At 71.5% G+C, this 20,712-nt stretch carries 19 protein-coding genes; 6 read left to right on the plus strand and 13 right to left on the minus strand.

The annotated features are described in order from the left end of the window. Positions 1-6: 6 nt before the first annotated feature. Positions 7-885 (minus strand): helix-turn-helix transcriptional regulator, encoded by an 879-nt coding sequence (locus VFZ92_RS33135; protein WP_330880256.1) that lies wholly within the window; start codon positions 883-885, stop codon positions 7-9. Positions 886-1,151: 266 nt separating this feature from the next. Here VFZ92_RS33135 and VFZ92_RS33140 point away from each other — a divergent pair, with 266 nt between their 5' ends. Next, positions 1,152-1,496 carry an EthD domain-containing protein gene (locus VFZ92_RS33140; protein ID WP_330880258.1) on the plus strand — a complete coding sequence of 115 codons (345 nt, stop codon included), beginning with the start codon at positions 1,152-1,154 and terminating at the stop codon, positions 1,494-1,496. A gap of 433 nt (positions 1,497-1,929) precedes the next feature. On the opposite strand, the gene VFZ92_RS33145 is transcribed toward VFZ92_RS33140, so the two are convergent. From VFZ92_RS33145 to VFZ92_RS33165, 5 genes are all read right to left on the minus strand, one after another. After that, positions 1,930-2,451, minus strand: coding sequence for a DUF4262 domain-containing protein (locus VFZ92_RS33145; protein WP_414720084.1), 522 nt, complete (start codon positions 2,449-2,451; stop codon positions 1,930-1,932). A gap of 58 nt (positions 2,452-2,509) precedes the next feature. Beyond that, complete coding sequence (locus tag VFZ92_RS33150; RefSeq protein ID WP_330880261.1) at positions 2,510-3,259, minus strand: YebC/PmpR family DNA-binding transcriptional regulator; 750 nt, start codon at positions 3,257-3,259, stop codon at positions 2,510-2,512. 30 nt (positions 3,260-3,289) lie between these two features. Further along, the gene (gene pdxT, locus VFZ92_RS33155; RefSeq protein ID WP_330880263.1) at positions 3,290-3,913 is read right to left on the minus strand and encodes a pyridoxal 5'-phosphate synthase glutaminase subunit PdxT; all 624 of its coding nucleotides are present in this window, start codon (positions 3,911-3,913) and stop codon (positions 3,290-3,292) included. A gap of 142 nt (positions 3,914-4,055) precedes the next feature. Then, positions 4,056-5,396, minus strand: a complete 1,341-nt coding sequence (locus VFZ92_RS33160; RefSeq protein WP_330880375.1) for an amino acid permease — start codon at positions 5,394-5,396, stop codon at positions 4,056-4,058. Positions 5,397-5,585: 189 nt separating this feature from the next. Continuing rightward, positions 5,586-6,818, minus strand: a complete 1,233-nt coding sequence (locus VFZ92_RS33165) for a trans-sulfuration enzyme family protein (RefSeq protein WP_330880265.1) — start codon at positions 6,816-6,818, stop codon at positions 5,586-5,588. 97 nt (positions 6,819-6,915) lie between these two features. Between VFZ92_RS33165 and VFZ92_RS33170 the strand changes: the two genes are divergently transcribed. Further along, entirely contained in the window at positions 6,916-7,380 is a 465-nt protein-coding gene (locus VFZ92_RS33170; protein WP_330880268.1) for an Lrp/AsnC family transcriptional regulator, read from the plus strand. Positions 7,381-7,562: 182 nt separating this feature from the next. Next, the gene (locus VFZ92_RS33175; RefSeq protein ID WP_330880270.1) at positions 7,563-9,449 is read left to right on the plus strand and encodes an acyl-CoA dehydrogenase; all 1,887 of its coding nucleotides are present in this window, start codon (positions 7,563-7,565) and stop codon (positions 9,447-9,449) included. A gap of 210 nt (positions 9,450-9,659) precedes the next feature. On the opposite strand, the gene VFZ92_RS33180 is transcribed toward VFZ92_RS33175, so the two are convergent. Both VFZ92_RS33180 and VFZ92_RS33185 read right to left on the minus strand, forming a co-directional pair. Beyond that, positions 9,660-9,968, minus strand: a complete 309-nt coding sequence (locus VFZ92_RS33180) for an AzlD domain-containing protein (protein WP_330880272.1) — start codon at positions 9,966-9,968, stop codon at positions 9,660-9,662. Then, the gene (locus VFZ92_RS33185) at positions 9,965-10,645 is read right to left on the minus strand and encodes an AzlC family ABC transporter permease (protein WP_330880274.1); all 681 of its coding nucleotides are present in this window, start codon (positions 10,643-10,645) and stop codon (positions 9,965-9,967) included. The genes VFZ92_RS33180 and VFZ92_RS33185 overlap by 4 nt, the downstream gene beginning before the upstream one ends. A gap of 56 nt (positions 10,646-10,701) precedes the next feature. Between VFZ92_RS33185 and VFZ92_RS33190 the strand changes: the two genes are divergently transcribed. Then, a complete protein-coding gene (locus tag VFZ92_RS33190; RefSeq protein WP_330880377.1) occupies positions 10,702-11,277 on the plus strand; it encodes a helix-turn-helix domain-containing protein in 576 nt (191 codons plus the stop codon). 54 nt (positions 11,278-11,331) lie between these two features. Here VFZ92_RS33190 and pdxS read toward each other — a convergent pair whose 3' ends face one another. Further along, positions 11,332-12,243, minus strand: coding sequence for a pyridoxal 5'-phosphate synthase lyase subunit PdxS (gene pdxS / locus VFZ92_RS33195; RefSeq protein WP_330880276.1), 912 nt, complete (start codon positions 12,241-12,243; stop codon positions 11,332-11,334). Between the two features lie 285 nt (positions 12,244-12,528). Here pdxS and VFZ92_RS33200 point away from each other — a divergent pair, with 285 nt between their 5' ends. Next, entirely contained in the window at positions 12,529-14,565 is a 2,037-nt protein-coding gene (locus VFZ92_RS33200; RefSeq protein WP_330880278.1) for an elongation factor G-like protein EF-G2, read from the plus strand. Between the two features lie 60 nt (positions 14,566-14,625). On the opposite strand, the gene VFZ92_RS33205 is transcribed toward VFZ92_RS33200, so the two are convergent. From VFZ92_RS33205 to VFZ92_RS33220, 4 genes are all read right to left on the minus strand, one after another. Continuing rightward, on the minus strand, positions 14,626-15,582 hold the full coding sequence (locus VFZ92_RS33205; RefSeq protein WP_330880280.1) for an MEDS domain-containing protein: 957 nt from the start codon (positions 15,580-15,582) through the stop codon (positions 14,626-14,628). Further along, entirely contained in the window at positions 15,579-15,860 is a 282-nt protein-coding gene (locus VFZ92_RS33210; protein ID WP_330880282.1) for an STAS domain-containing protein, read from the minus strand. Before VFZ92_RS33210 ends, VFZ92_RS33205 begins: the two co-directional genes overlap by 4 nt. Positions 15,861-16,157: 297 nt before the next feature. Continuing rightward, positions 16,158-17,648: a CoA-acylating methylmalonate-semialdehyde dehydrogenase gene (locus tag VFZ92_RS33215; RefSeq protein WP_330880284.1), complete on the minus strand. Its 1,491-nt coding sequence runs from the start codon at positions 17,646-17,648 to the stop codon at positions 16,158-16,160. Continuing rightward, complete coding sequence (locus tag VFZ92_RS33220) at positions 17,645-18,952, minus strand: aspartate aminotransferase family protein (RefSeq protein WP_330880286.1); 1,308 nt, start codon at positions 18,950-18,952, stop codon at positions 17,645-17,647. The genes VFZ92_RS33215 and VFZ92_RS33220 overlap by 4 nt, the downstream gene beginning before the upstream one ends. A 107-nt stretch (positions 18,953-19,059) precedes the next feature. On the opposite strand from VFZ92_RS33220, the gene VFZ92_RS33225 reads away from it, so the two are divergent. After that, a complete protein-coding gene (locus VFZ92_RS33225; protein ID WP_330880288.1) occupies positions 19,060-20,676 on the plus strand; it encodes a PucR family transcriptional regulator in 1,617 nt (538 codons plus the stop codon). The last annotated feature ends 36 nt before the right edge of the window (positions 20,677-20,712 follow it).

Raw genomic sequence — 20,712 nt, forward strand, 5'->3', positions numbered from 1 at the left:
GCGGATTCAGGACAGCGACCGCAGGTGTCGCACCTTCGCAGGCCCGTCGACGTGGCCCGCGGTGATCCGCCTGGTGAGTTCTTCCAGCCGTTCCCCGGTGATGTGGTCGTCGGGCTGGTAGACGACCACCCTGGTCTGCGGGCTCTCCTGGAGCAGCATCGTGATCGGGCGCAGGGCCAGCATGCCGACGTGCAGGGACAGGATGCGCTTGGCCTTCCGGGAGTCGGTGACCACGTCCGCCTGACCCCAGAGACGCGCGAACAGCGGTGAGTCGGCCCGGAGCCGAGCCAGCAGTGGTTTCCAGGCCGGATCGGTCACCGACTCGCCTTGACCCGCGCGGAGTGCGGCCACGATCGCGGCGCACTCCTCCTCGTGGTCCGCGTGCCCGGCGATCCAGTCGGGGTGGGTGAAATTCAGGTACGCGCAGTTGCGGTCCGCCTCGGGTACCGACTCAAGGTCGTCGATCATGAACCGGAACGGCGCGTTGTGGGCCACCGACTCGAACCAGGGTGTCATCACGACCGCCGGGTACGGAGCGAGCTGGTCCAGCAGCCCCTGCACCAGGCCGTCGACCCTCTCGTAGGCGGGTGCCTGTTCGGCGCCGGGATGCCCGCCGAGCAGCAACAGGTGACGTCGCTCGCCCCTCGACAGCCGCAGGGCGTCGGCGATGCCGAGGAGGACCTCCAGGCTCGGCTGGACGTCGCGCCCCTGCTCCAGCCACGTGTACCAGGTGCAACCGACGTTCGCCAGAACCGCCACCTCCTCCCGGCGCAGTCCTCTGACCCGTCGCCTGCCACCGCCGGGCAGGCCCACGTCCTCCGGCGAGAGGCGGTCGCGCCGCGCGCGCGGGTAGGCGCCGAGTTCGCGCGATCGCACGTTCGCCATGGCGATCACCATCTCACGGACCGACCGGTCCAGGCTGGTGGTCCGGCCACCAGCATCGAGCGGCCCTGGGCACTCGCGGGAGAGCCCGACAGGGTTGACCACGTGCGGAGCATCCGACCGGTCCCCGTCGCCGCCCACGGCACGACGTGCACCTCCAGCAGCGGCGACGTGACCGTCCCGAGCCTCGGAGAGCACCCCCGCGGGCCGCCGCGCCCGCGCGCCTCACCGGACAGCGCCGATCCCGAAACCCGCGAAGGACCCGAACCATGATCAAGATCATTGTCGCGCTCAAGCGCGCCGAGCACATGACCCACGACGAATTCGTCGACCACCAGAAGAACAGGCACCGGCCGCTGCTGATGTCGATCCCGGAAGCCGAGCAGTACCTCCGCCGGTTCGTCGTGTCCTACCCGGTACCGGCGCCCCGGTTTCCCGAGCCGGAGTTCGACTCGATCGTCGAGGCGTGGTTCGACGACATGGCCGACCTCGAAGCCCTCTTCCTCAGCGACAACTTCCTGGAGGTCGTCGACCCGGACCACGAGAACTTCATCGACCTCACCTCGGTCCAGCAGGTGGTCTGCGAGGAGGACGTCGTGGTCGATCGGGACTGACGAGGTCCTCGCCCCGTCGAAACCGCTGTCCGTGTTCCCGCTGGTCGCGTCCTCCCCGCACGGAGGTCGTCCGGACCGCCCGGGGGCAGCCCGCGGAGGCGGGGAGGTGGCACCGCGCACCGGTCGTGCGCATTCTCGTGGCCGGTGCTGCCGGAGGAGGCCGTCAGCGGGCGGGTGGGGAGAACGGGTCATGGGGTCGCCCATCGGGAGCTTCCCCATGACCCCTAACTGGAACGGGCGGGGCTCCCGAACCATGTCTGGTGTACGCGGTCCGCCCCCCTCGACGCCTCCCCTGCGCACCGGGGAGCGGACCGCGGTCGTGCGGCTGCCGTCCGCCCCGGACGACCCCCGAACCGCCGCACAGCACCTGTCTAGCCGCTCGGCGTTGTCCGGTGTCGGCGGGCGGAAGCCTGACAACCACTCCGGACAACGGTCAGGGCCCGTTGACCCCCGAGACCCAGCTCGTGGGCAGGCCGCTCTCGGTCAGCAGGAGCTGCCAGTCGCCGAACCCGGCAGGCGCGTCCGGCTGCCACGGCCAGTGGCCCTGCGGGGTGGGGACGATGATCTGCACGGCCGGGAAGTCGCCCTTGCCGTAGAGCAGGAACGCGCTGCCGAAGAACTCCGGGTAGAACCCCTTGAACACCTTCTCGACGGTGATCGGGATGCCGGTGAAGACGTCGTGGTGCAGCCGGCCCGGCACGAACCGCTCACCCGCTCGGGCACGGGAGACGTAGGTGGCGAGCAGGATCGTCGCGGCCTCCGACGGCAGGCCGACGACCACCGCCTCCGCCACGCCGAACCGCCGCCAGGCGCCCACCGTGAACGAGTACGGCGCGCCCTCGGCGTCCTGGGGCACGCTGATCGTGGCGTGCCCGTGCAGGTCGGCTTCCCTGAGCAGCCACTCGCGGAGGCGGATTTCCTCTTCGGGGTACGGCGGAATCGTCACGCCGCCCATTGTCCCGCAACGCGGAGGGGACCCCCACCACCGGTGGAGGCCCCCTCGGGACGGCGTCCTAGTCGATCTCGGCCATGACCTCGTCGGAGACGTCGAAGTTCGCGAAGACGTTCTGCACGTCGTCGCAGTCCTCCAGCGCGTCGATCAGCTTGAAGATCTTGCGGGCGCCCTCGGCGTCCAGCGCGACCGTCACGGACGGGAGGAAGTTCGAGTCCGCGGAGTCGTAGTCGTAGCCCGCGTCCTGGAGCGCCTTGCGCACGTCGACCAGGTCGGTCGCCTCGGACACCACCTCGAAGCTGTCGCCGAGGTCGTTGACCTCCTCCGCGCCCGCGTCGAGGACGGCCATCAGCACGTCGTCCTCGGACAGGTCGTTCTTCGGCAGGATCACGACGCCCTTGCGGCTGAACATGTACGACACCGAGCCGGGGTCGGCCATCGAGCCGCCGTTGCGGGTCATCGCGGTGCGCACCTCGCCCGCCGCGCGGTTGCGGTTGTCGGTGAGGCACTCGATCAGCACGGCGACGCCGTTCGGGCCGTAGCCCTCGTACATGATCGTCTGCCAGTCGGCGCCGCCCGCCTCCTCACCGCCGCCGCGCTTGCGCGCGCGCTCGATGTTGTCGACCGGCACGGAGTTCTTGCGCGCCTTCTGGACCGCGTCGTACAGCGTCGGGTTGCCATCGAGGTCGCTGCCACCGGTCCGCGCGGCCACCTCGATGTTCTTGATCAGCTTCGCGAAGAGCTTGCCCCGCTTGGCATCGATCGCGGCCTTCTTGTGCTTGGTGGTAGCCCACTTGGAGTGGCCGCTCATCTTTCCTCCGTCACATGCGACACAACACGCTCAGCCCGCTGAGCGAACGATTTCCACGAAAAGGCTGTGCACCCGACCGTCACCGGTGAGTTCCGGGTGGAACGCGGTGGCGAGCACGGGACCCTGCCGGACCGCGACGATCCTACCGGCGGCGTCACCCGCCGTCGGGGATTCCGGGACCCTCGCGAGCACGTCGACGCTCCCACCAGCGGATTCGACCCACGGAGCGCGGATGAAGACGGCGTGCACCGGGCCGCCCTCGACGCCCTCGAAGTCCAGGTCCTCCTCGAACGAGTCGACCTGGCGGCCGAACGCGTTGCGCCGGACCACGATGTCGAGCCCGCCGAGCTGGTGCTGGTCGGGGCGGCCGTCGATCGCCTTGTCCGCCAGCAGGATCATGCCCGCGCACGACCCGTAGGCGGGCATCCCGCCCGCGAGGCGCTCGCGCAGCGGCTCCAGCAGCTCGAACGTCGCCAGGAGCCTGCTGATGGTGGTCGACTCGCCACCGGGCAGCACGATCCCGTCCAGCTCGGCGAGTTCTTCCGGACGACGCACCGGGCGGGCGACCACGTCGCACTCGGCGAGCGCGATGAGGTGCTCGCGGACGTCGCCCTGGAGGGCGAGCACACCGACGACGGGCTGGGCTGCGGACACGGCTGCGGTTCCTCGGAGTGGTCGTGGACTGGTCGCACCACCCTAGTACCACCGGTGATCACGGCTGGTGAAGGGCTGTGGAACCACGAACGCGGGGAGGCACCCCGAGCACGTGGCCCGTGGTGCCTCCCCGGACGGGGGGTCAGCGCTCGCCGACCGCGACCGGCTCCGGATCGGCCGCGGAGCGGCGCGAGACGACCTTCCAGCCGACGACGAGCACGACGACGAGGACCGGGATGGACCAGAAGGCCACCCGCTCCGCCGTGCCCGCGAAGGCCATCAGCACGATCACCAGCGCCAGGAAGCCGAGGGTGCCCCAGTTCGTGTACGGGGCTCCCGGCATCCGGTAGGACGGGCGTTCGATCTCGCCGCGCAGCGCGGAGGCCCGCAGCCGCATCTGGCAGACGATGATCGTCGCCCAGGTCGCGACCACGCCCAGCGAGGCGACGGCGATCGCGATGTCGAACGCCTCCTTGGGCACCAGGTAGTTCAGGATCACGCCCGCCAGGTAGACCACCGAGGTGAACAGCACGCCGCCGTAGGGCACGTGGTTCTTGCTCATCCTCCCGGTGAACGCGGGCGCCTCGCCCTTCTGCGCCAGCGACTTGAGGATGCGGCCGGTCGAGTAGAGGCCGGAGTTGCACGAGGAGAGCGCGGCGGTGAGCACGACGGCGTTCATGACGTCACCGACCCACGCGATGCCCAGCTGCGAGAAGACCGTGACGAACGGGCTCTCCAGACCGCTGTAGGCGGTCCACGGCAGCAGCAGCGTGAGGAGCAGCACCGAGCCGACGTAGAAGACCGCGATCCGGTAGACGACGCCGTTGATGGCCTTCGGCATCACCTTGTGCGGTTCCTTGGTCTCACCGGCGGCGATACCGACGAGTTCGACGGCCGAATAGGCGAAGATGACCGCCTGGAGCGTCATCAGCGCGATACCCACACCGGCCGGGAAGAACCCCCCGAATTCGGTGATGTTGTGCACACCGGCCGTGGACCCACCGATTTCGGTGCCCTTGACGACCAGTGCGATACCCGTGAACAGGAACGCGACGATCGCGGTCACCTTGATGACGGAGAACCAGAACTCCAGTTCGCCGAACAATTTGACCGAAAGGAGGTTGACAACGACCAGGAACGCGAGCGCGACCAGCGCGGTGATCCACTGGGGCAGGTCGGGGAACCACCGGTGCATGTAGATGGCGACCGCCGTGATCTCGGCGATGCCCGTCATCGCCCAGTTCAGCCAGTACATCCAGCCGGACGCGAACCCGGCCCACGGGGCGATGAACTCGCGGGCGTACTCGACGAAGCTGCCGGTCGTCGCGCGGTGCAGCACCAGCTCGCCCAGCGCTCTCATCACGAAGAACGCCGCCAGACCGCACAGCGCGTAGGAGAAGACGAGCGCGGGCCCGGCGGCGGCGAGCCTGCCACCGGCACCGAGGAACAGGCCGACGCCGATGGCGCCGCCGATCGCGATCATCTGCACCTGGCGCTTGCTCAGCGCCTTGCTGTACCCGTCGACGTCGGGCAGGTGTTCGTCCTTTTCGGGCGAATTGGTCTGCGAATCCACGAGGCGGTTCCCTTCCCCATAAAACACGTGCGTCGGAACCTCCCGCGCTCCGACCCGGACCAGTGGAGTGACGCCGACCACCCCACTGGTCGCAGGACGTTAGAGGTTGTGCGCACTCAGTGGGAAATCACTTGGGGAAGACTTGATGTAATCGAGATCACAAGGCGCGCTTTTCCCGGAAAGGGCCCGGTCCAGGTCGTCCCAAATGTCTTCCACGTCCTCCAGACCGACACTCACCCGCAATAGGTTCTCCGGCACTCCGCACGCATTCCGGTCGGCGCTGGGCACGAGTCGGTGCGTGAGGGCGGCCGGGTGCTCGATCAGCGTGTCGACCGATCCCAGGCTCACCGCGGGCGTGATCAGGGACAGGCCGCGGACCACCTCGGTCGGGTCCTCGCGGGTGGTGAACGCCAGCACCGCGCCGGGGCCGCGCAACTGCCGCCCGAGCAGGCCCGCCGGGTCCGCGCCGGGCAGGCTCGGGTGCCGCACCACGCCCACGGCGGGGTGCTCGGCGAGCCTGCGGGCCAGTTCGACCGCGCCGCGCTGGGCCGCTTCGACGCGCAGCGGGAGCGTCGCCAGCCCGCGGTGCATCAGGTAGCCGCCGAGCGGGTGCAGCACCGCGCCGGTGACGATCCGGACCTGCCGCAGCGCGGCGGCCCGGTCGGCGGAGCAGGCCACCACGCCGCCGAGCACGTCGCCGTGGCCGCCGAGGTACTTGGTGCCGGAGTGCAGCACGTAGGTCGCGCCGTGCGCGGCGGGGTTCTGGAGCACGGGCGTGGCGAAGGTGTTGTCCACCATGACGGGAACGGCACCGGCCCGCGCCACGACGGCGGCGATGTCGACGAGGTCCAGGTTGGGGTTGGCCGGGGTCTCCAGCACCACCAGCCCGGTCTCCGGCGTGATCGCCTCGGCGACCCGGTCGGCCGTCGCGTAGGTCGTGCGGACGCCGAGCAGGCCGGAGGAGAGCAGGTGGTCGGTGCCGCCGTAGAGCGGTCGCACGGCCACGACGTGGGGCTTCCCGCCCATGACGGCCGCGGCCTGCACGACCGCCGTGACCGCGGCCATGCCGCTGCCGAACGCCACCGCCTGCTCGGTCCCCTCCAGCAGGGCGAGTGCCTTCTCGAACCTCGCCACGGTCGGGTTGTGCAGGCGGGCGTAGACGGGCGAGGACGCCTCGGCGACGCCGTCGGCGAGGGCCTGGAGCGCTTCGCCGCCCCTGGCCTGGTCGGGTACGGGGTAGGTGGTCGACAGGTCGAGGGGCGCCGCGTGGACGCCGAGGGCCGCGAGGTCGTCGCGGCCCCCGTGCACGGCCTTCGTGTGGAAACCCGCCATGGTGACCTCCGTGTTTCGTGCGGTCCGGTGGCACGATCGTGACAACCGGGGCAGGTTTCGCGGTGGACTTCCGCAGGGACTGCGGTGGGTGGAGGAGATGACCGTGATGGATTCGGTGGACGCCGCGATCGTGCACGAGTTGCAGAAGGACGCGCGGCTGCTCAACAAGGACCTGGCGGACCGGGTCAACGTCGCGGCGTCGACGTGCGTGGTCCGCCACCGGGCCCTGCGCGACCGCGGGGTGATCACCGGCTACCACGCCGAGGTGGACCTGAAGGCCGTCGGACGGCCCGTGCAGGCGATCATCGCGGTGCGGATCCGGCCGCACACGCGCGCCATCGTCGGGCCGTTCATGGAGTACGCGCTGGCGCTGGAGGAGACGCTCGCCGTGTCGCACGTGACGGGTCCGGACGACTTCCTGGTGCACGTGGCGGTCGCGGACACCGCGCACCTGCAACGGCTGGTGCTCGACCGGTTCACCGCCCGGCGCGAGGTCACCGAGGTGCACACGAACCTGCTGTTCGAGCACGTCCGCAAGCACACGGTGCCGCCGCTGGGCTGATCGCGGCACGCCGTCGCGGGTCGCGGTGCCGCTCCGGCCGGGGCACGACGGGCGGGTGGCCCCGACCTGGCGGGCACGACAACGGCGTGGCGCGGACCGCCCGGGGGCTCGGCGGGACCGGGAGGTCGTCGCCCCGCCGCCGCGACCCCTGCGGCGGCTCCGCGCCCGTGTTAGGAAAGGCCATGGCGAACGACGTTCTGCGCGACGTGCTCGACGGCCGCTGGGCCGATCTCCGCCGGAGGTCCCGCGAGCTGCTCGGCACGCTGGAACCGCCGCCGGTGCTGGACCTGGAGGCGCAGCGGGCCCTGGTGTTCGAGCAGCTCGGGCTGCTCGCGAAGGGCGGGCACTCGCTGATCGGGTTCCCCGAGGCCCACGGCGGTGACGACGACATCGGCGGGTCGGTGGTCGCGTTCGAGGTGCTGGGGTTCGGCGACCTGTCGCTGATGGTCAAGGCGGGCGTGCAGTGGGGGCTGTTCGGCGGGGCCGTGCAGGCGCTCGGGACGCGGCGGCACCACGACGAGCACCTGCCCGCGATCATGAACCTCGACCTGCCCGGCTGCTTCGCCATGACGGAGACCGGGCACGGGTCGGACGTGCAGCACCTGCGGACCACGGCCACCTACGACGCGGACGCCGAGGAGTTCGTCGTCCACACGCCGGACGTGCAGGCGCGCAAGGACTACATCGGCAACGCCGCTCGGGACGGGCGGATGGCCGTGGTGTTCGCGCAGCTGGCCTCCGGCGGTCAGGAGCACGGCGTGCACGCGCTCCTGGTGCCGTTGCGCGACGAGCACGGGCAGGTCCTACCGGGAGTGTCCATCGAGGACTGCGGCCACAAGGCCGGGTTGAACGGCGTCGACAACGGCCGGATCGCGTTCGACCGGGTGCGGGTGCCGAGGACGGCGCTGCTCGACCGGTACGGGTCCGTGGCGGCGGACGGCACGTACAGCAGCCCGGTCGACGGGGCGGGGCGGCGGTTCTTCACGATGCTGGGAACGCTGGTGCGCGGGCGGATCAGCGTCGCGGGCGGTGCGGGCAGCGCGACGAAGAAGGCGCTGGCGCTGGCGGTCCGCTACGGCGAGGCGCGGCGGCAGTTCACCCGGCCCGACGGCGAGGAGGTGGTGGTGCTGGACTACCTCGCGCACCAGCGGAGGCTGCTGCCCGCGCTGGCCACGACCTACGCGCTGCACTTCGCGCAGGAGGAGCTGGTGTCGGCGCTGCACGACACCACCGACGACCGCGGTCGGCGCGAGCTGGAGTCGCGGGCCGCCGGGCTCAAGGCGGTGTCGACGTGGCACGCCACGGCGACGATCCAGACGTGCCGGGAGGCCTGCGGTGGCGCGGGGTACCTGGCCGAGAACCTGCTCCCCCAGCTCAAGGCGGACACGGACGTGTTCACCACGTTCGAGGGCGACAACACCGTGCTGCTGCAACTGGTCGCGAAAGGACTGTTGACGAGCTACCGCGACCACGTGGGGGACCTGGACGCGCTGGGCACGGTCCGGTTCGTGGCGGACCAGTTCGTCGGGGCGGTCGTCGAGCGCACGGCGGCCCGGTCGATCATCGCCCGGCTGGTCGGCGGCAGCGGTGACGGGCTGCTGGAGCGCGGCTGGCAGGTCCGCCAGTTCGAGTTCCGCGAGACGCACGTGCTGGAGGGGCTCGCGCGGCGGCTGCGGAGGGCGGGTGCGGGCGCGGAGGACCCGTTCGAGACGTTCAACAACGCCCAGGACCACGTGCTGCACGCGGCTCGTGCGCACGTGGACCGGGTGGTGCTGGAGGCGTTCGTCGCCGCTGTGGACCGGTGTCCCGACGCCGGGACGGCCGCGTTGCTGGACCAGGTGTGCGATCTGTACGCGTTGTCGGTGCTGGAGGGGGACCGGGCCTGGTTCCTGGAGCACGGGAGGTTGACCGCGGAGCGGTCGAAGGACTTGTCCAGGGCCGTGAACGAGCTGTGTCGGGGGTTGAGGCCTCGGGCGCGGGAGTTGGTCGACGCCTTCGCGGTGCCCGAGGCCTGGTTGGCTTCGCCCATCGCCGGGGGAACTGGAGGCTCGTCCTCGGGGATCGGGTAGCCGCTGATCCTCGGGGACCGGGTAGCCGCCGGTCCTCCGAGATCGGGTCACCGCCGGTCCCGGCGTGCTGTGGCCGATTTGACTCGGCGCCCCCTCGATTCGACCCTTGATCGGGCTGGAAGGGCAGTCCCAGAAGCCTGCCCGATCAAGGGTCGAATCCGCCGAGCAAAATCGGCCACTGGTTTCGGGAAATCCCCGTCTTGCTCTTTCTCACCTTATTCCCGCGTACCGCAGTGCCGCTGTTACCGCTGCCGCCAGTAGCACCACCAGTACGAAGGGTGCTTTGCGCCAGGCCGCCAGCGCGCCCGCCGCTACGCCCAGCGGTAGGGCGAAGCCCGCGAAGGAGTGGCCCTTGGTCAGGGTTGCCGTTGCCACGAGTGCTACCAGCAGGACTGTTGCCGCCGTTGACATCGTGGTGCGGGCCCTGTCGGAAAGGGTGATGCGGTCCCTCAGCAGCGGGCCCGCCAGGCGGAACGCGTAGGTGCCTGCCGCCAGGGCCAGGATCGCCAGGATCGTCATCGGCTCGCCGGGACCGGGAGTCGCAGTGCCACCAAGCCTGCCAGTGCCAGCAGCACCGGTACGCCTGGCGGTGTGAAGGGTGTCGCGGCCAGGGCTGTCGCCGCGCCCGCCAGGGCCGCTCTGGTGGTGGCCTTGTCCTTCAGCGCCGGTAGCACCAGTGCCAGCAGGGCTGCTGGGAACGCGGCGTCCAGGCCGAAGGTCGCCGGGTCGCCTATCCCCTGGCCCAGCAGGGCGCCCGCCAGCACGCCCGTGTTCCAGGCGATGAAGAGGGTGGTGCCGCACAGCCAGTACGCGGTCCTGGCCCTGGCCGGGTCTCGCTGGGCCAGGGCGAAGGCGACTGTCTCGTCTGCCATCAGGTGGCTGCCCACGAGTCTGGCCGGTAGTCCTGAGCCGATCACGCCGCCTACCGCCATGCCGAACGGGAGGTGCCTGATGTTGAGGATCAGGCCCGCCAGGACGGCCGCCGGGGGTGAGCCGCCCGCCGCGACTATGCCTACCGCCATGAACTGGGCGCCACCCGCGAAGATGACCAGTGACATGAGGACCGGTGTCCACCAAGGGGAACCGGAGGCCACCGTGATCGCTCCGAAGGAGGCTCCCGTCACGGCCGCGCTCGCCGCTATCGCCAGGGCGTCGCGGAGCAGCCCCGGATCTGGTGTTCGCCATGTCGAACGCATAGTCCTATACAATGAACACTTGGCGAGCGTTCGTCAAGGCGAACGACTTGACCGACATGTCGAACGACTGGAGTGCCGTGAACCGGACCGCGCCGCTGGAGGTCATCTCCGCGTCCCTGCGTCGTGAGCGTGAGCGCGTTGGCCTGTCGCTCAGCGAGCTGGCGAAGCGGGCGGGGATCGCGAAGTCGACGTTGTCGATGCTCGAAGCCGGTAGCGGGAACCCGAGCGTGGAGACGCTGTGGGCGCTGGGCGTGGCGCTGGGCGTGCCGTTGAGCAGGCTCGTCGACCCGCCCACCACGCGGGTGCGGGTGATTCGCGCCGGCGAGGGGCCCGCGATCTACTCCGAGCGCGCGCACTACACGGCGACGCTGCTGGCGTCGTGTCCGCCCGGCGCTCGGCGGGACGTGTACCACCTGGCGCTGGAGCCGGGGGCCGCGCGGGAGTCGGATCCGCACATGGCGGGCACGGTCGAGCACCTGGTGGTGAGCAGCGGGCGGATGGTCGCCGGCCCCGCGGACGAGCCGGTGGAGATCGGTGTCGGCGACTACCTCGCCTACCCTGGCGACCAGCCGCACACGTGCCGCGCGCTGGAGCCCGGCACCACCGGGATCATGCTGGTGGAACACGTCTGACGCGGGCGAGGCCCGCACCGGCGGCGGTGCGGGCCTCGCCTGCGGGGCGTCCTTCTACCAGCCGCGCTCCGCCAGGCGGTGCGGCTCGGGGATCTCCTCCACGTTGATGCCGACCATGGCCTCGCCCAGGCCGCGCGAGACCTTGGCGATGACGCTCGGGTCGTCGTGGAACGTGGTGGCCTTGACGATGGCCTCCGCGCGCTGCTCCGGGTTGCCGGACTTGAAGATGCCGGAACCGACGAACACGCCCTCGGCGCCGAGCTGCATCATCATCGCGGCGTCGGCCGGGGTGGCGATGCCGCCCGCGGTGAACAGGACGACGGGGAGCTTGCCTGCCTCGGCGACCTCGCGGACGAGGTCGTACGGCGCCTGGAGCTCCTTGGCGGCCACGTACAGCTCGTCGGGGCTGAGGTTCTGGAGGCGGCGCAGCTCGCCGCCGATCTTGCGCATGTGGGTGGTGGCGTTGGAGACGTCGCCGGTGCCCGCCTCGCCCTTGGAGCGGATCATCGCCGCGCCCTCGGTGATGCGCCGCAGCGCCTCGCCCAGGTTGGTGGCGCCGCAGACGAAGGGCACGGTGAACTGCCACTTGTCGATGTGGTTCGCGTAGTCCGCGGGGGTCAGCACCTCGGACTCGTCGATGTAGTCGACGCCGAGGGACTGGAGGACCTGCGCCTCGACGAAGTGGCCGATGCGGGCCTTCGCCATGACCGGGATGGACACGCTGGCGATGATCTGGTCGATCATGTCCGGGTCGCTCATCCGGGACACGCCGCCCTGCGCGCGGATGTCGGCCGGAACGCGCTCCAGCGCCATGACGGCGACGGCGCCCGCGTTCTCCGCGATCTTCGCCTGTTCGGCGTTGACCACGTCCATGATCACGCCGCCCTTGAGCATCTCCGCCATGCCGCGCTTGACGCGCGAGGTCCCGGTCGCCTGACCGGTGTCGGAGTTGGAAGAAGTGGTCACGGCCAGCCTTTCGAAAAGGGGTGTTCGGGCCAGGCCATCGTACGACCGACGTGGACCGCCGGCGCGGGCCAATCCACCCCGTTCCCGGCAGGCCACTTCACATTCCGCCGCAGGTGGTGGCCTACGACACGTCGCGTGGCCGCCGCGCCAGCGCGGCCAGGCCCGCGCGGGGGACCCGGCACCGGGAATCGACTCCACGACTTGTCCCCTCCACCCGTCCGGGTGTGAGATCGAACACTAAACACTTGCAATCGAAGGCGTCTGCGAGTTGTGGAGGGCAATTCCATGGGAGCGAAGAACAACGACAACGGCCACTCGGCAGGCTCGGTCGCTGTGGACGACCCGGCCAAGGTCCGCAACGTCGTGCTGGTCGGCCCGTCGGGAGCGGGCAAGACCACCCTGACCGAGGCACTGCTCGCGGCGAGCGGCGTGCTCACGCGGGCCGGGTCGGTCGTCGAGGGCAACACGGTGTGCGACCACGACCCCGCGGCCGTGCGGCAGCAGCGGTCGGTGGGCCTCGCCGTCGCGCCGCTGCGGCACCGCGATGTCAAGATCAACCTCATCGACACCCCCGGTTACGCCGACTTCGTCGGGGAACTGCGCGCGGGCCTGCGGGCCGCCGACGCCGCCCTGTTCGTGGTCAACGCGTTCGAGGGCGTGGACGCCTCCACCACCTCGCTGTGGGCGGAGTGCGCCGCCGTCGGGATGCCGCGCGCGGTCGTGATCACCCGCACCGACCACCACCGGGCCGACGTCGCCACCGCCATCGCGGCGTGCCAGGAGGCCTTCGGCGCCGGCGTGGTGCCGATGTACCTGCCCAGGGGGGACGGTCTGGTCGGCCTGATCACCGGGGACACCGAGGGCTTCGAGGCCGAGCGCGCCGAGCTGATCGAGGCGATCATCGCCGAGAGCGAGGACGAGTCGCTCATGGAGCGCTACCTGGAGGGCGAGGAGATCGACCAGGCGACGCTGGTCGCGGACCTGGAGACGGCGGTGGCGCGCGGCTCGTTCCACCCGGTGCTGCCGGTGTGCGCGGCGACCGGGACCGGTCTGGTCGAGCTGCTCGACGGCATCGCCCGCGCGTTCCCCTCCCCGCTGGAGCACCCGCTGCCCGAGGTGACCGGCCTGGACGGGATCCCGGGGCCCCGCCTGGCGGCCGACCCGAACGGGCCGCTGGTGGCCGAGGTCGTGCGCACCGCCGTGGACTCCTACGTGGGCCGCGTGTCCGTGGTCCGGGTGTTCTCCGGGACGCTGCGGCCGGAGAACGCGGTGCACGTGTCCGGGCACGGGATGGCCGACCGCGGCCACGAGGACCACGACGTGGACGAGCGGGTCGCGCACGTCTACTCGCCGCTGGGCTCGACGCTGCGCGAGGTGCCGTACTGCGTGGCGGGCGACGTGTGCGCGCTGACGAAGCTGGGCTCGGCGGAGACCGGCGACACCGTGTCCGCGCCCGGCGAACCGCTGCTGGTGTCGCCGTGGCTGATGCCGGAACCGCTGCTGCCGGTCGCGGTCGTGCCGCGCAGCCGCAGCGACGAGGACAACCTGGCGCGCAACCTGAACCGGCTCGTCGCGGGCGATCCGACGCTGCGGCTGGAGCGCAACGCCGAGACCCATCAGATGGTGCTGTGGTGCATGGGCGAGGCGCACGCCGACGTGGTGCTGGCGCGGCTGCGCGCGGGCGGCGCGGAGGTGGACACCGAGCCGGTGCGGGTGGCGCTGCGCGAGACGTTCTCCGGCGCGGCCAAGGGCCACGGGCGGCACGTGAAGCAATCCGGCGGGCACGGCCAGTACGCGGTGTGCGACGTCGTGGTGGAGCCGCTCCCCCGCGGCGGCGGGTTCGAGTTCGTGGACAAGGTCGTCGGCGGCGCGGTGCCGCACCAGTTCATCCCCAGCATCGAGAAGGGCGTGAAGGCCCAGCTGGCGCGCGGGCTGCGCGACGGCCACCCGGTCGTCGACGTCCGGGTCACGGTGGTCGACGGCAAGGCGCACTCGGTCGACTCGTCGGACGCCGCGTTCCAGACGGCGGGGTCGCTGGCGCTGAAGGACGCGGCGGCGAACAGCGGGCTGTCGCTGCTGGAGCCCGTGGACGAGGTGACGATCCGCCTGCCGGACGACTACCTGGGCACGGTGCTGGGCGACCTGTCCGGCAGGCGCGGCCGGGTGCTCGGCACGGAGACGGACTCGACGGCGCACACCACGATCCGCGCGGAGGTGCCGAGTTCGGCGCTGCTGCGGTACGCGATCGAGCTGCGGTCGCTCACCTCGGGCACGGCGACGTTCACCCGCCGCTTCGTCCGCTACGACCCGCTGCCCGGCTGAGGCCCGGCCGGTCCCGGCCCCCCGTCCCGCACGGCGACGCGGGGCCGGGGGACGGGACCGTCACCACCGGACGACCTCGGCCGAGCGCGGGCCCGCCATGCGCAGCCGGAAGACCGTGACCCCGTGGTCGACGCGCACGTCCACGGCCTCGCAGATCTGCCGGGTGATCCACAGCCCCTCGCCGAGCTCCGCGGGCGCGCACACCTCGGGCGGCCGGAAGCCCGCGAACGGGTCGAGGCTCGCCGCGCCCGCACCGCTGAGCTCGCACACGACCGCGCCGTCGCACGACCACACGGCGACGTGGCCGTCGTCGCGCAGGAACGCGAGCGTCTCCCCGACCGCGACGGTCAGCATCGCGGCCCGGTCCTCGTCGAGGCCCAGCTCCACCGCGCGGCCGACGACGAAGCGCCGCAACCCGTTCAGGTCGCCCCGCAGCGGCAGCACGGCGGCGTCGGGCGGGCGTTCGGGGAGCGGCACGGAGTCGCACGCGTGCGCGTACTCGACCGGGTCGACGTAGTCGGGCGACGGGACCGACTCGGTGCCGCGCACGTCCGCGGGGTGGGTCTTCAGCGCGTGCGCGACGCCCTCGGCGTCCACCACCCTGGTGTCGTACGGGCAGATCATCCACACGTTCGTGCACGAGAGGACGACGTTGAGACCGGACTCCATGCGCCGCCACGCGCGCACGTCGCTCTCGGTGCGGCCTGCCCACAGCGGTTCGGCCAGCACCCGCACGTTGCGCCCGACGCCCGACGCGCCCTTGCGCTGCCAGTAGCGGAAGAACTCCGTCGCGCGCTCGGGCGGCCTGCGCCCGAAGTAGGCCGTCTCGGCGTGGTCGAACGAGTCCGCGGCCTTGCCGAGGGCGCCGCGCAGCAGGGTGATGTTGGCGGGGGTGGTGGTGACGAGGACCGGCTCGCCCAGCTCGACCCCTTCGGAGACGAAGGGCACCGCCATGGCCAGGAACTCGTCGTCGTCCGAGTACACGGACGCGTCGTGCCGGAAGTTCTCGTGGTTCACCGCGGCACTTCTCCGTTCGCCATGACCAGGCCGGGGGCGTTCGCCCAGCCGACCGCGCCGATGGCCCATTCGTGGTGGGGCGCGAGGTTGAGCACGAGGCTGCGCCCGTCCTCCGCCAGCTCCCCCGCCGTTCTGACCAGCGTGCGCACGGTCGCGAGCGGCAGGAAGGGGACCTGGCGCAGGTCGACCCTGACCTCGCCGCGGGGCGAACCCGCTCCGCCGTCGAGGAGGGTCGAGCGCAGCGCTTCCAGGTCCGCCGCGTCGATGTTCCCGGTCAACACCAGATCGGGTGGGTCGCCTTGAGGCGTGATGGCCACTTCAGGGTTCTCCTAGCACGATTTCCGTCACGCACCAGTACCCCGGCGCCGGATGCGCGCGTCCGGATCGAGAGTACGCGGTCGTTCGACGCGACTCCAACTTCCCCGGAACAACGGACGGGTATTCCACCCGGTCACAGAAAAATGGGGCCGCGAACATTTCGCGACCCCATCCGACAATTTCGGAACACATTCATAAGAAATGGAAGCAGAGCGCGGGAAATGGTCGTGGGACGTGGTTCCCACGACCGCTCCCGGTCAGGTGTTCCGCGGGAACCCCAGGTTGACGCCGCCGTGCGACGGGTCGAGCCACCGGCTGGTGACCACCTTCGTGCGGGTGAAGAAGTGCACGCCCTCCGGCCCGTAGGCGTGGGAGTCGCCGAACAGCGAGTCCTTCCAGCCCCCGAACGAGTAGTACGCGACCGGGACCGGGATCGGCACGTTCACGCCGACCATGCCGACCTCGACCTCGTTCTGGAACCGCCGCGCCGCGCCGCCGTCGTTGGTGAAGATCGCGGCGCCGTTGCCGTAGGGGTTGTCGTTGACGACCTCCACCGCGTCGTCGTAGGTCGGCACGCGCAGCACGGACAGCACCGGGCCGAAGATCTCGTCGGTGTACACGCCCATGTCCGTGCGGACGTGGTCGAACAGCGTGGGTCCCAGCCAGAACCCGCCCTCGTCGCCGTCGATCGGGTGACCGCGCCCGTCGACCACGAGCGACGCGCCCTCGGCCACGCCGGTGTCCACGTAGGACACCACCTTGTCCCGGTGCGCGCCCGTGACCAGCGGCCCCATCTCGCAGCCCTGGCGGCGGCCGTCGCCGACGCGCAGGTCCGCGATCCGGTCGCGGATCTTGTCCACCAGCTCGTCGGCGACCGGGTCGACCGCGACGACGACGGAGATCGCCATGCAGCGCTCGCCCGCCGAGCCGAAGCCCGCCGACACCGCCGCGTCCGCCGCGAGGTCGAGGTCGGCGTCGGGCAGCACCACCATGTGGTTCTTGGCCCCTCCCAACGCCTGCACGCGCTTGCCGTGGGCGGTGCCGGTCTCGTAGACGTACCGGGCGATCGGCGTGGAGCCGACGAACGACACCGCCTTCACGTCCCGGTGCTCCAGGATCCGGTCCACCGCGACCTTGTCGCCGTGCACGACGTTCAGCACGCCGTCGGGCAGACCCGCCTCGGCGAACAGCTCCGCGATGAAGTTCGCCGCGGACGGGTCCTTCTCGCTCGGCTTGAGCACCACGGTGTTGCCGCAGGCGATGGCGTTCGGCACGAACCAGAGCGGCACCATCGCCGGGAAGTTGAACGGCGAGATCACCCCGACCACGCCGAGCGGCTGGAGGATCGAGTAGACGTCGACCTTGGTGGAGGCGTTCTCGCTGAAGCCGCCCTTGAGCAGGCTCGGGATTCCGCAGGCGAACTCGACGGCCTCCAGAGCCCGCTGGACCTCCCCCGCGGCGTCGGAGAGCACCTTGCCGTGCTCGGCGGTCACGATCGCGGTCAGGTCGGCCTTGCGGGCGTTGAACAGCTCGCGGAACGCGAACACGACCGACGCGCGCTGAGCGAGGGACGCGCCGCGCCACCCGGTGAACGCCGCCTTCGCCGCCGCCACGGCCTCGTCCACGTCGGCCGCGCTGGCGAAGTCGACCCTGGCGGCGACGCGGCCGGTGGCCGGGTCGTAGACGTCGCCGGAGCGCTCGGCGGTGCCGGTCCACGGCTTGCCGCCGATCCGGTGCGTGATCCTCACGCCGACGCCCCCTCGATCGCCCCGCGCAGCGCCACGAGGGCCTCCTCGACCTCGTCGTCGGTCAGCGTCATCGGCGGCGCGAGCCGGATCACGTTGCCGTACAGGCCGCCCTTGCCGATCAGGAGACCGCGCTCGCGCGCCCCTTCGAGCACCGCGACGGCCGCCTTCGGAGCGGGCGCGCCGTCCGCGTCCACCAGTTCGACGCCGATCATCAGCCCCTTGCCGCGCACGTCGCCGATGACCGGGTTCTCCGCCGCGATGGCCCGCAGGCCCTCGAACAGCCGGGCGCCGAGCTTCGCGGCGTTGGCCTGGAGGTCGTGCTCCAGCACGTAGTCCAGCGTCGCCAGGGCTCCCGCCGTGGACACGGGGTTGCCGCCGAACGTGGACAGCGAGTTCGCGCCGAGGCAGTCCATCAGGTCGCCGCGCGCCACGACACCGCCGATCGCGAGCCCGTTGCCGAGGCCCTTCGCGAACGTCATCGCGTCCGGCACCACGCCGTGCGCCTGGATGCCCCAGAAGTGCTCGCCGGTCCGGCCCCAGCCGGTCTGCACCTCGTCGGAGACCAGCAGGACGCCGTACTCGTCCAGCACCTCCTGGAACGCGGCGAACAGCCCGTCCGGCGGCAGGGTGAACCCGCCGACGCCCTGGATCGGCTCGACGATCATGCAGGCCACGTCACCGGACGTGGTCACCTCGATGACCTCGCGCAGGTCGTCCACGCAGGCCTTGACGTAGTCGGCGTCGGACAGGTGCCGGAACGGGCTGCGGTAGCGGTAGCCGCCGTGCACCCAGCTCACCTTGACCGGGCTCAGCGAGCTGGCCGACCAGCCGCGGTTGCCGGTGATCGCGACGGTCGCGAACGCGCGCCCGTGGTAGGAGTTGCGCAGCGCGATGACCTGGTCGCTGCGGCGGTACTGGGTGGCGAGCATGAGCGCCGTCTCGTTGGCCTCGGTGCCCGAGTTGGTGAAGAACACCTTGGCGTCCGGGATGCCCGACAGCTCGGCGATCTTCTCGGCCAGCTCCACCTGCTTCTCGATCAGGTAGAGCGTCGAGGTGTGGAACACGCCGGTCGCGAGCTGGGCGCGCACGGCGTCGCTGATCTCGGGGACGTCGTAGCCGACGGCGTTGGTCAGGATGCCCGCGAAGAAGTCGAGGTACGTGCGACCCTCGCGGTCGGTCACCCGCCTGCCGCTCGCGCTCGCGATCTCGATCGGCTCGTCGTAGTACAGGGCCATCCAGTTGGGCATGACCGCTCGGTGCCGGGCCAGCAGCTCCCGGTGCTTCCCCTGTTCTTGGGCAGCCATCAGCGTCCTCCGTGAGGTAGGTCCTGCTCAGGAGTCTGGTGGCGCGGGCGACCGCCCGCCATGCACAACGTGTACCGCTTTCGCGGTGACCGCATTACGTTGTGTCCATGTACCCGACGGTCGCCGAAGCGCTCGCCCTGCCGGTGGTCCGCCGCGGCGGTCCGACGGTGGTCGCGGGTGCCTCCGGGATGCAGGGCAGGGTGCGCTGGGCGCACGTCGCCGAGGTCGCGGACATAGCCCACCTGCTGCGCGGCGGCGAACTCGTGCTGACGACCGGGCTGCTGCTCCCGGCCGACGACGCGGGCCTCACCCGCTACGTCGACGACCTGGCCGCCGTGGGCGCCGCGGGGCTCGTCGTGGAGCTGGTGCGGCGGTGGAGCGAGGAGATCCCCCGCTCCCTCGTCGCCGCGGCCGAGAAGCACGGGCTGCCCCTGGTCACGCTCGCCAACGAGACCCGGTTCGTGACCGTCACCGAGGCCGTCGTTGCGCTGATCGTGGACGCCCAGCTCGCCGAGCTGCGGGCCGCCGAACAGGTGCACGAGACGTTCACCGCGCTGACGGTGGCGGGCGCCGAACCCGCCGAGGTGCTGCGCGAGGTGGCCCGCACCGCCGGGCTGCCGGTCGTGCTGGAGACGCTCGGCCACGAGGTGCTGGCCTACGACGCGGCGGGCGCGGACCCGACGGCGCTGCTCGCCGACTGGGGCCAGCGGTCCCGGTCGGTCACGGTGACCGAGCGCACCGCCTACCACCGGGACGCGGGCTGGCTCGTCACCGTCGTGGGCGCGCGCGGGGCCGACTGGGGCAGGCTCGTGCTGGTCTCCCCCGAGCCGCCGCCGCACCGGCACGTGGTCGTCGCCGAGCGCGCCGCGTCCGCGCTCGCCGTGCACCGCCTGGTGGCCCGCGACCGCGAGTCGCTGGAACGCCAGACGCACCGCACGCTGCTGGCCCAGCTGCTCGGCGAGGCGCTGCCGCCCGCGGACCTGTCGGCCAGGGCCGCCGCGCTGGGCGTGCCCCTGGAGCGCAGGCAGCTCGTCGGCGTCGCGATCCGCCCCGGCACGTCCCCGGCGCCCGCGCAAACCCTTGCCACGCAAGAGGTCCTGCGCGACCTCGCCGAGGCCACCGCGCTGGCGGCCCGGCGCGTGACCGTACCCGCGCTCGTCGGCGTCGTGGACGACACCAGCGTCCGGGCGCTGCTGTCCCTGCCACCTCAGGCGGGTCTGGACGGCGTGCTGCGACGGCTGGCCAAGGAGGTGCACCGGGTGGCCGCCACGACCCAGCACGGGCTGCCGGTGGTCGTGGCGGCGGGCACGACCGTCACCGTCGTGGCCGACGTGCGCCGCAGCCTCGGCGAGGCCGTGCACATCGCGGGCGCCGCGCTGCGGTCACCCGGCACCCGGCTCTACCACCGGCTGGACGACGTGCGCCTGCACGGGCTGCTGCACCTGCTGCGCGAGGACGAGCGGCTCCGCGCCTTCGCCGACCGCGAACTGGGGCCGCTCCTGGCCCGCGACACCAACCAGGGCAGCCGGCTGGTGGAGCTGCTGCGCCGCCTGTGCGAGCACGGCGGCAACAAGTCGGCCGCCGCGGCGGCGGCGCACCTGTCCCGCACGGCGTACTACCAGCAGCTGGCCCGCATCGAACAGGTGCTCGGTGTCTCCCTGGAGGACCCGGAGTCGATCCTGTCGCTGCACGTGGCGCTGCTCGTGCACGACCTGGGGTCGTGACGGTTCGGCCCGAGTCGGGGGCTCGGGCCGAACCGG

The organism is Umezawaea sp. (genome assembly GCF_036375055.1).
GTDB lineage: Bacteria > Actinomycetota > Actinomycetes > Mycobacteriales > Pseudonocardiaceae > Umezawaea.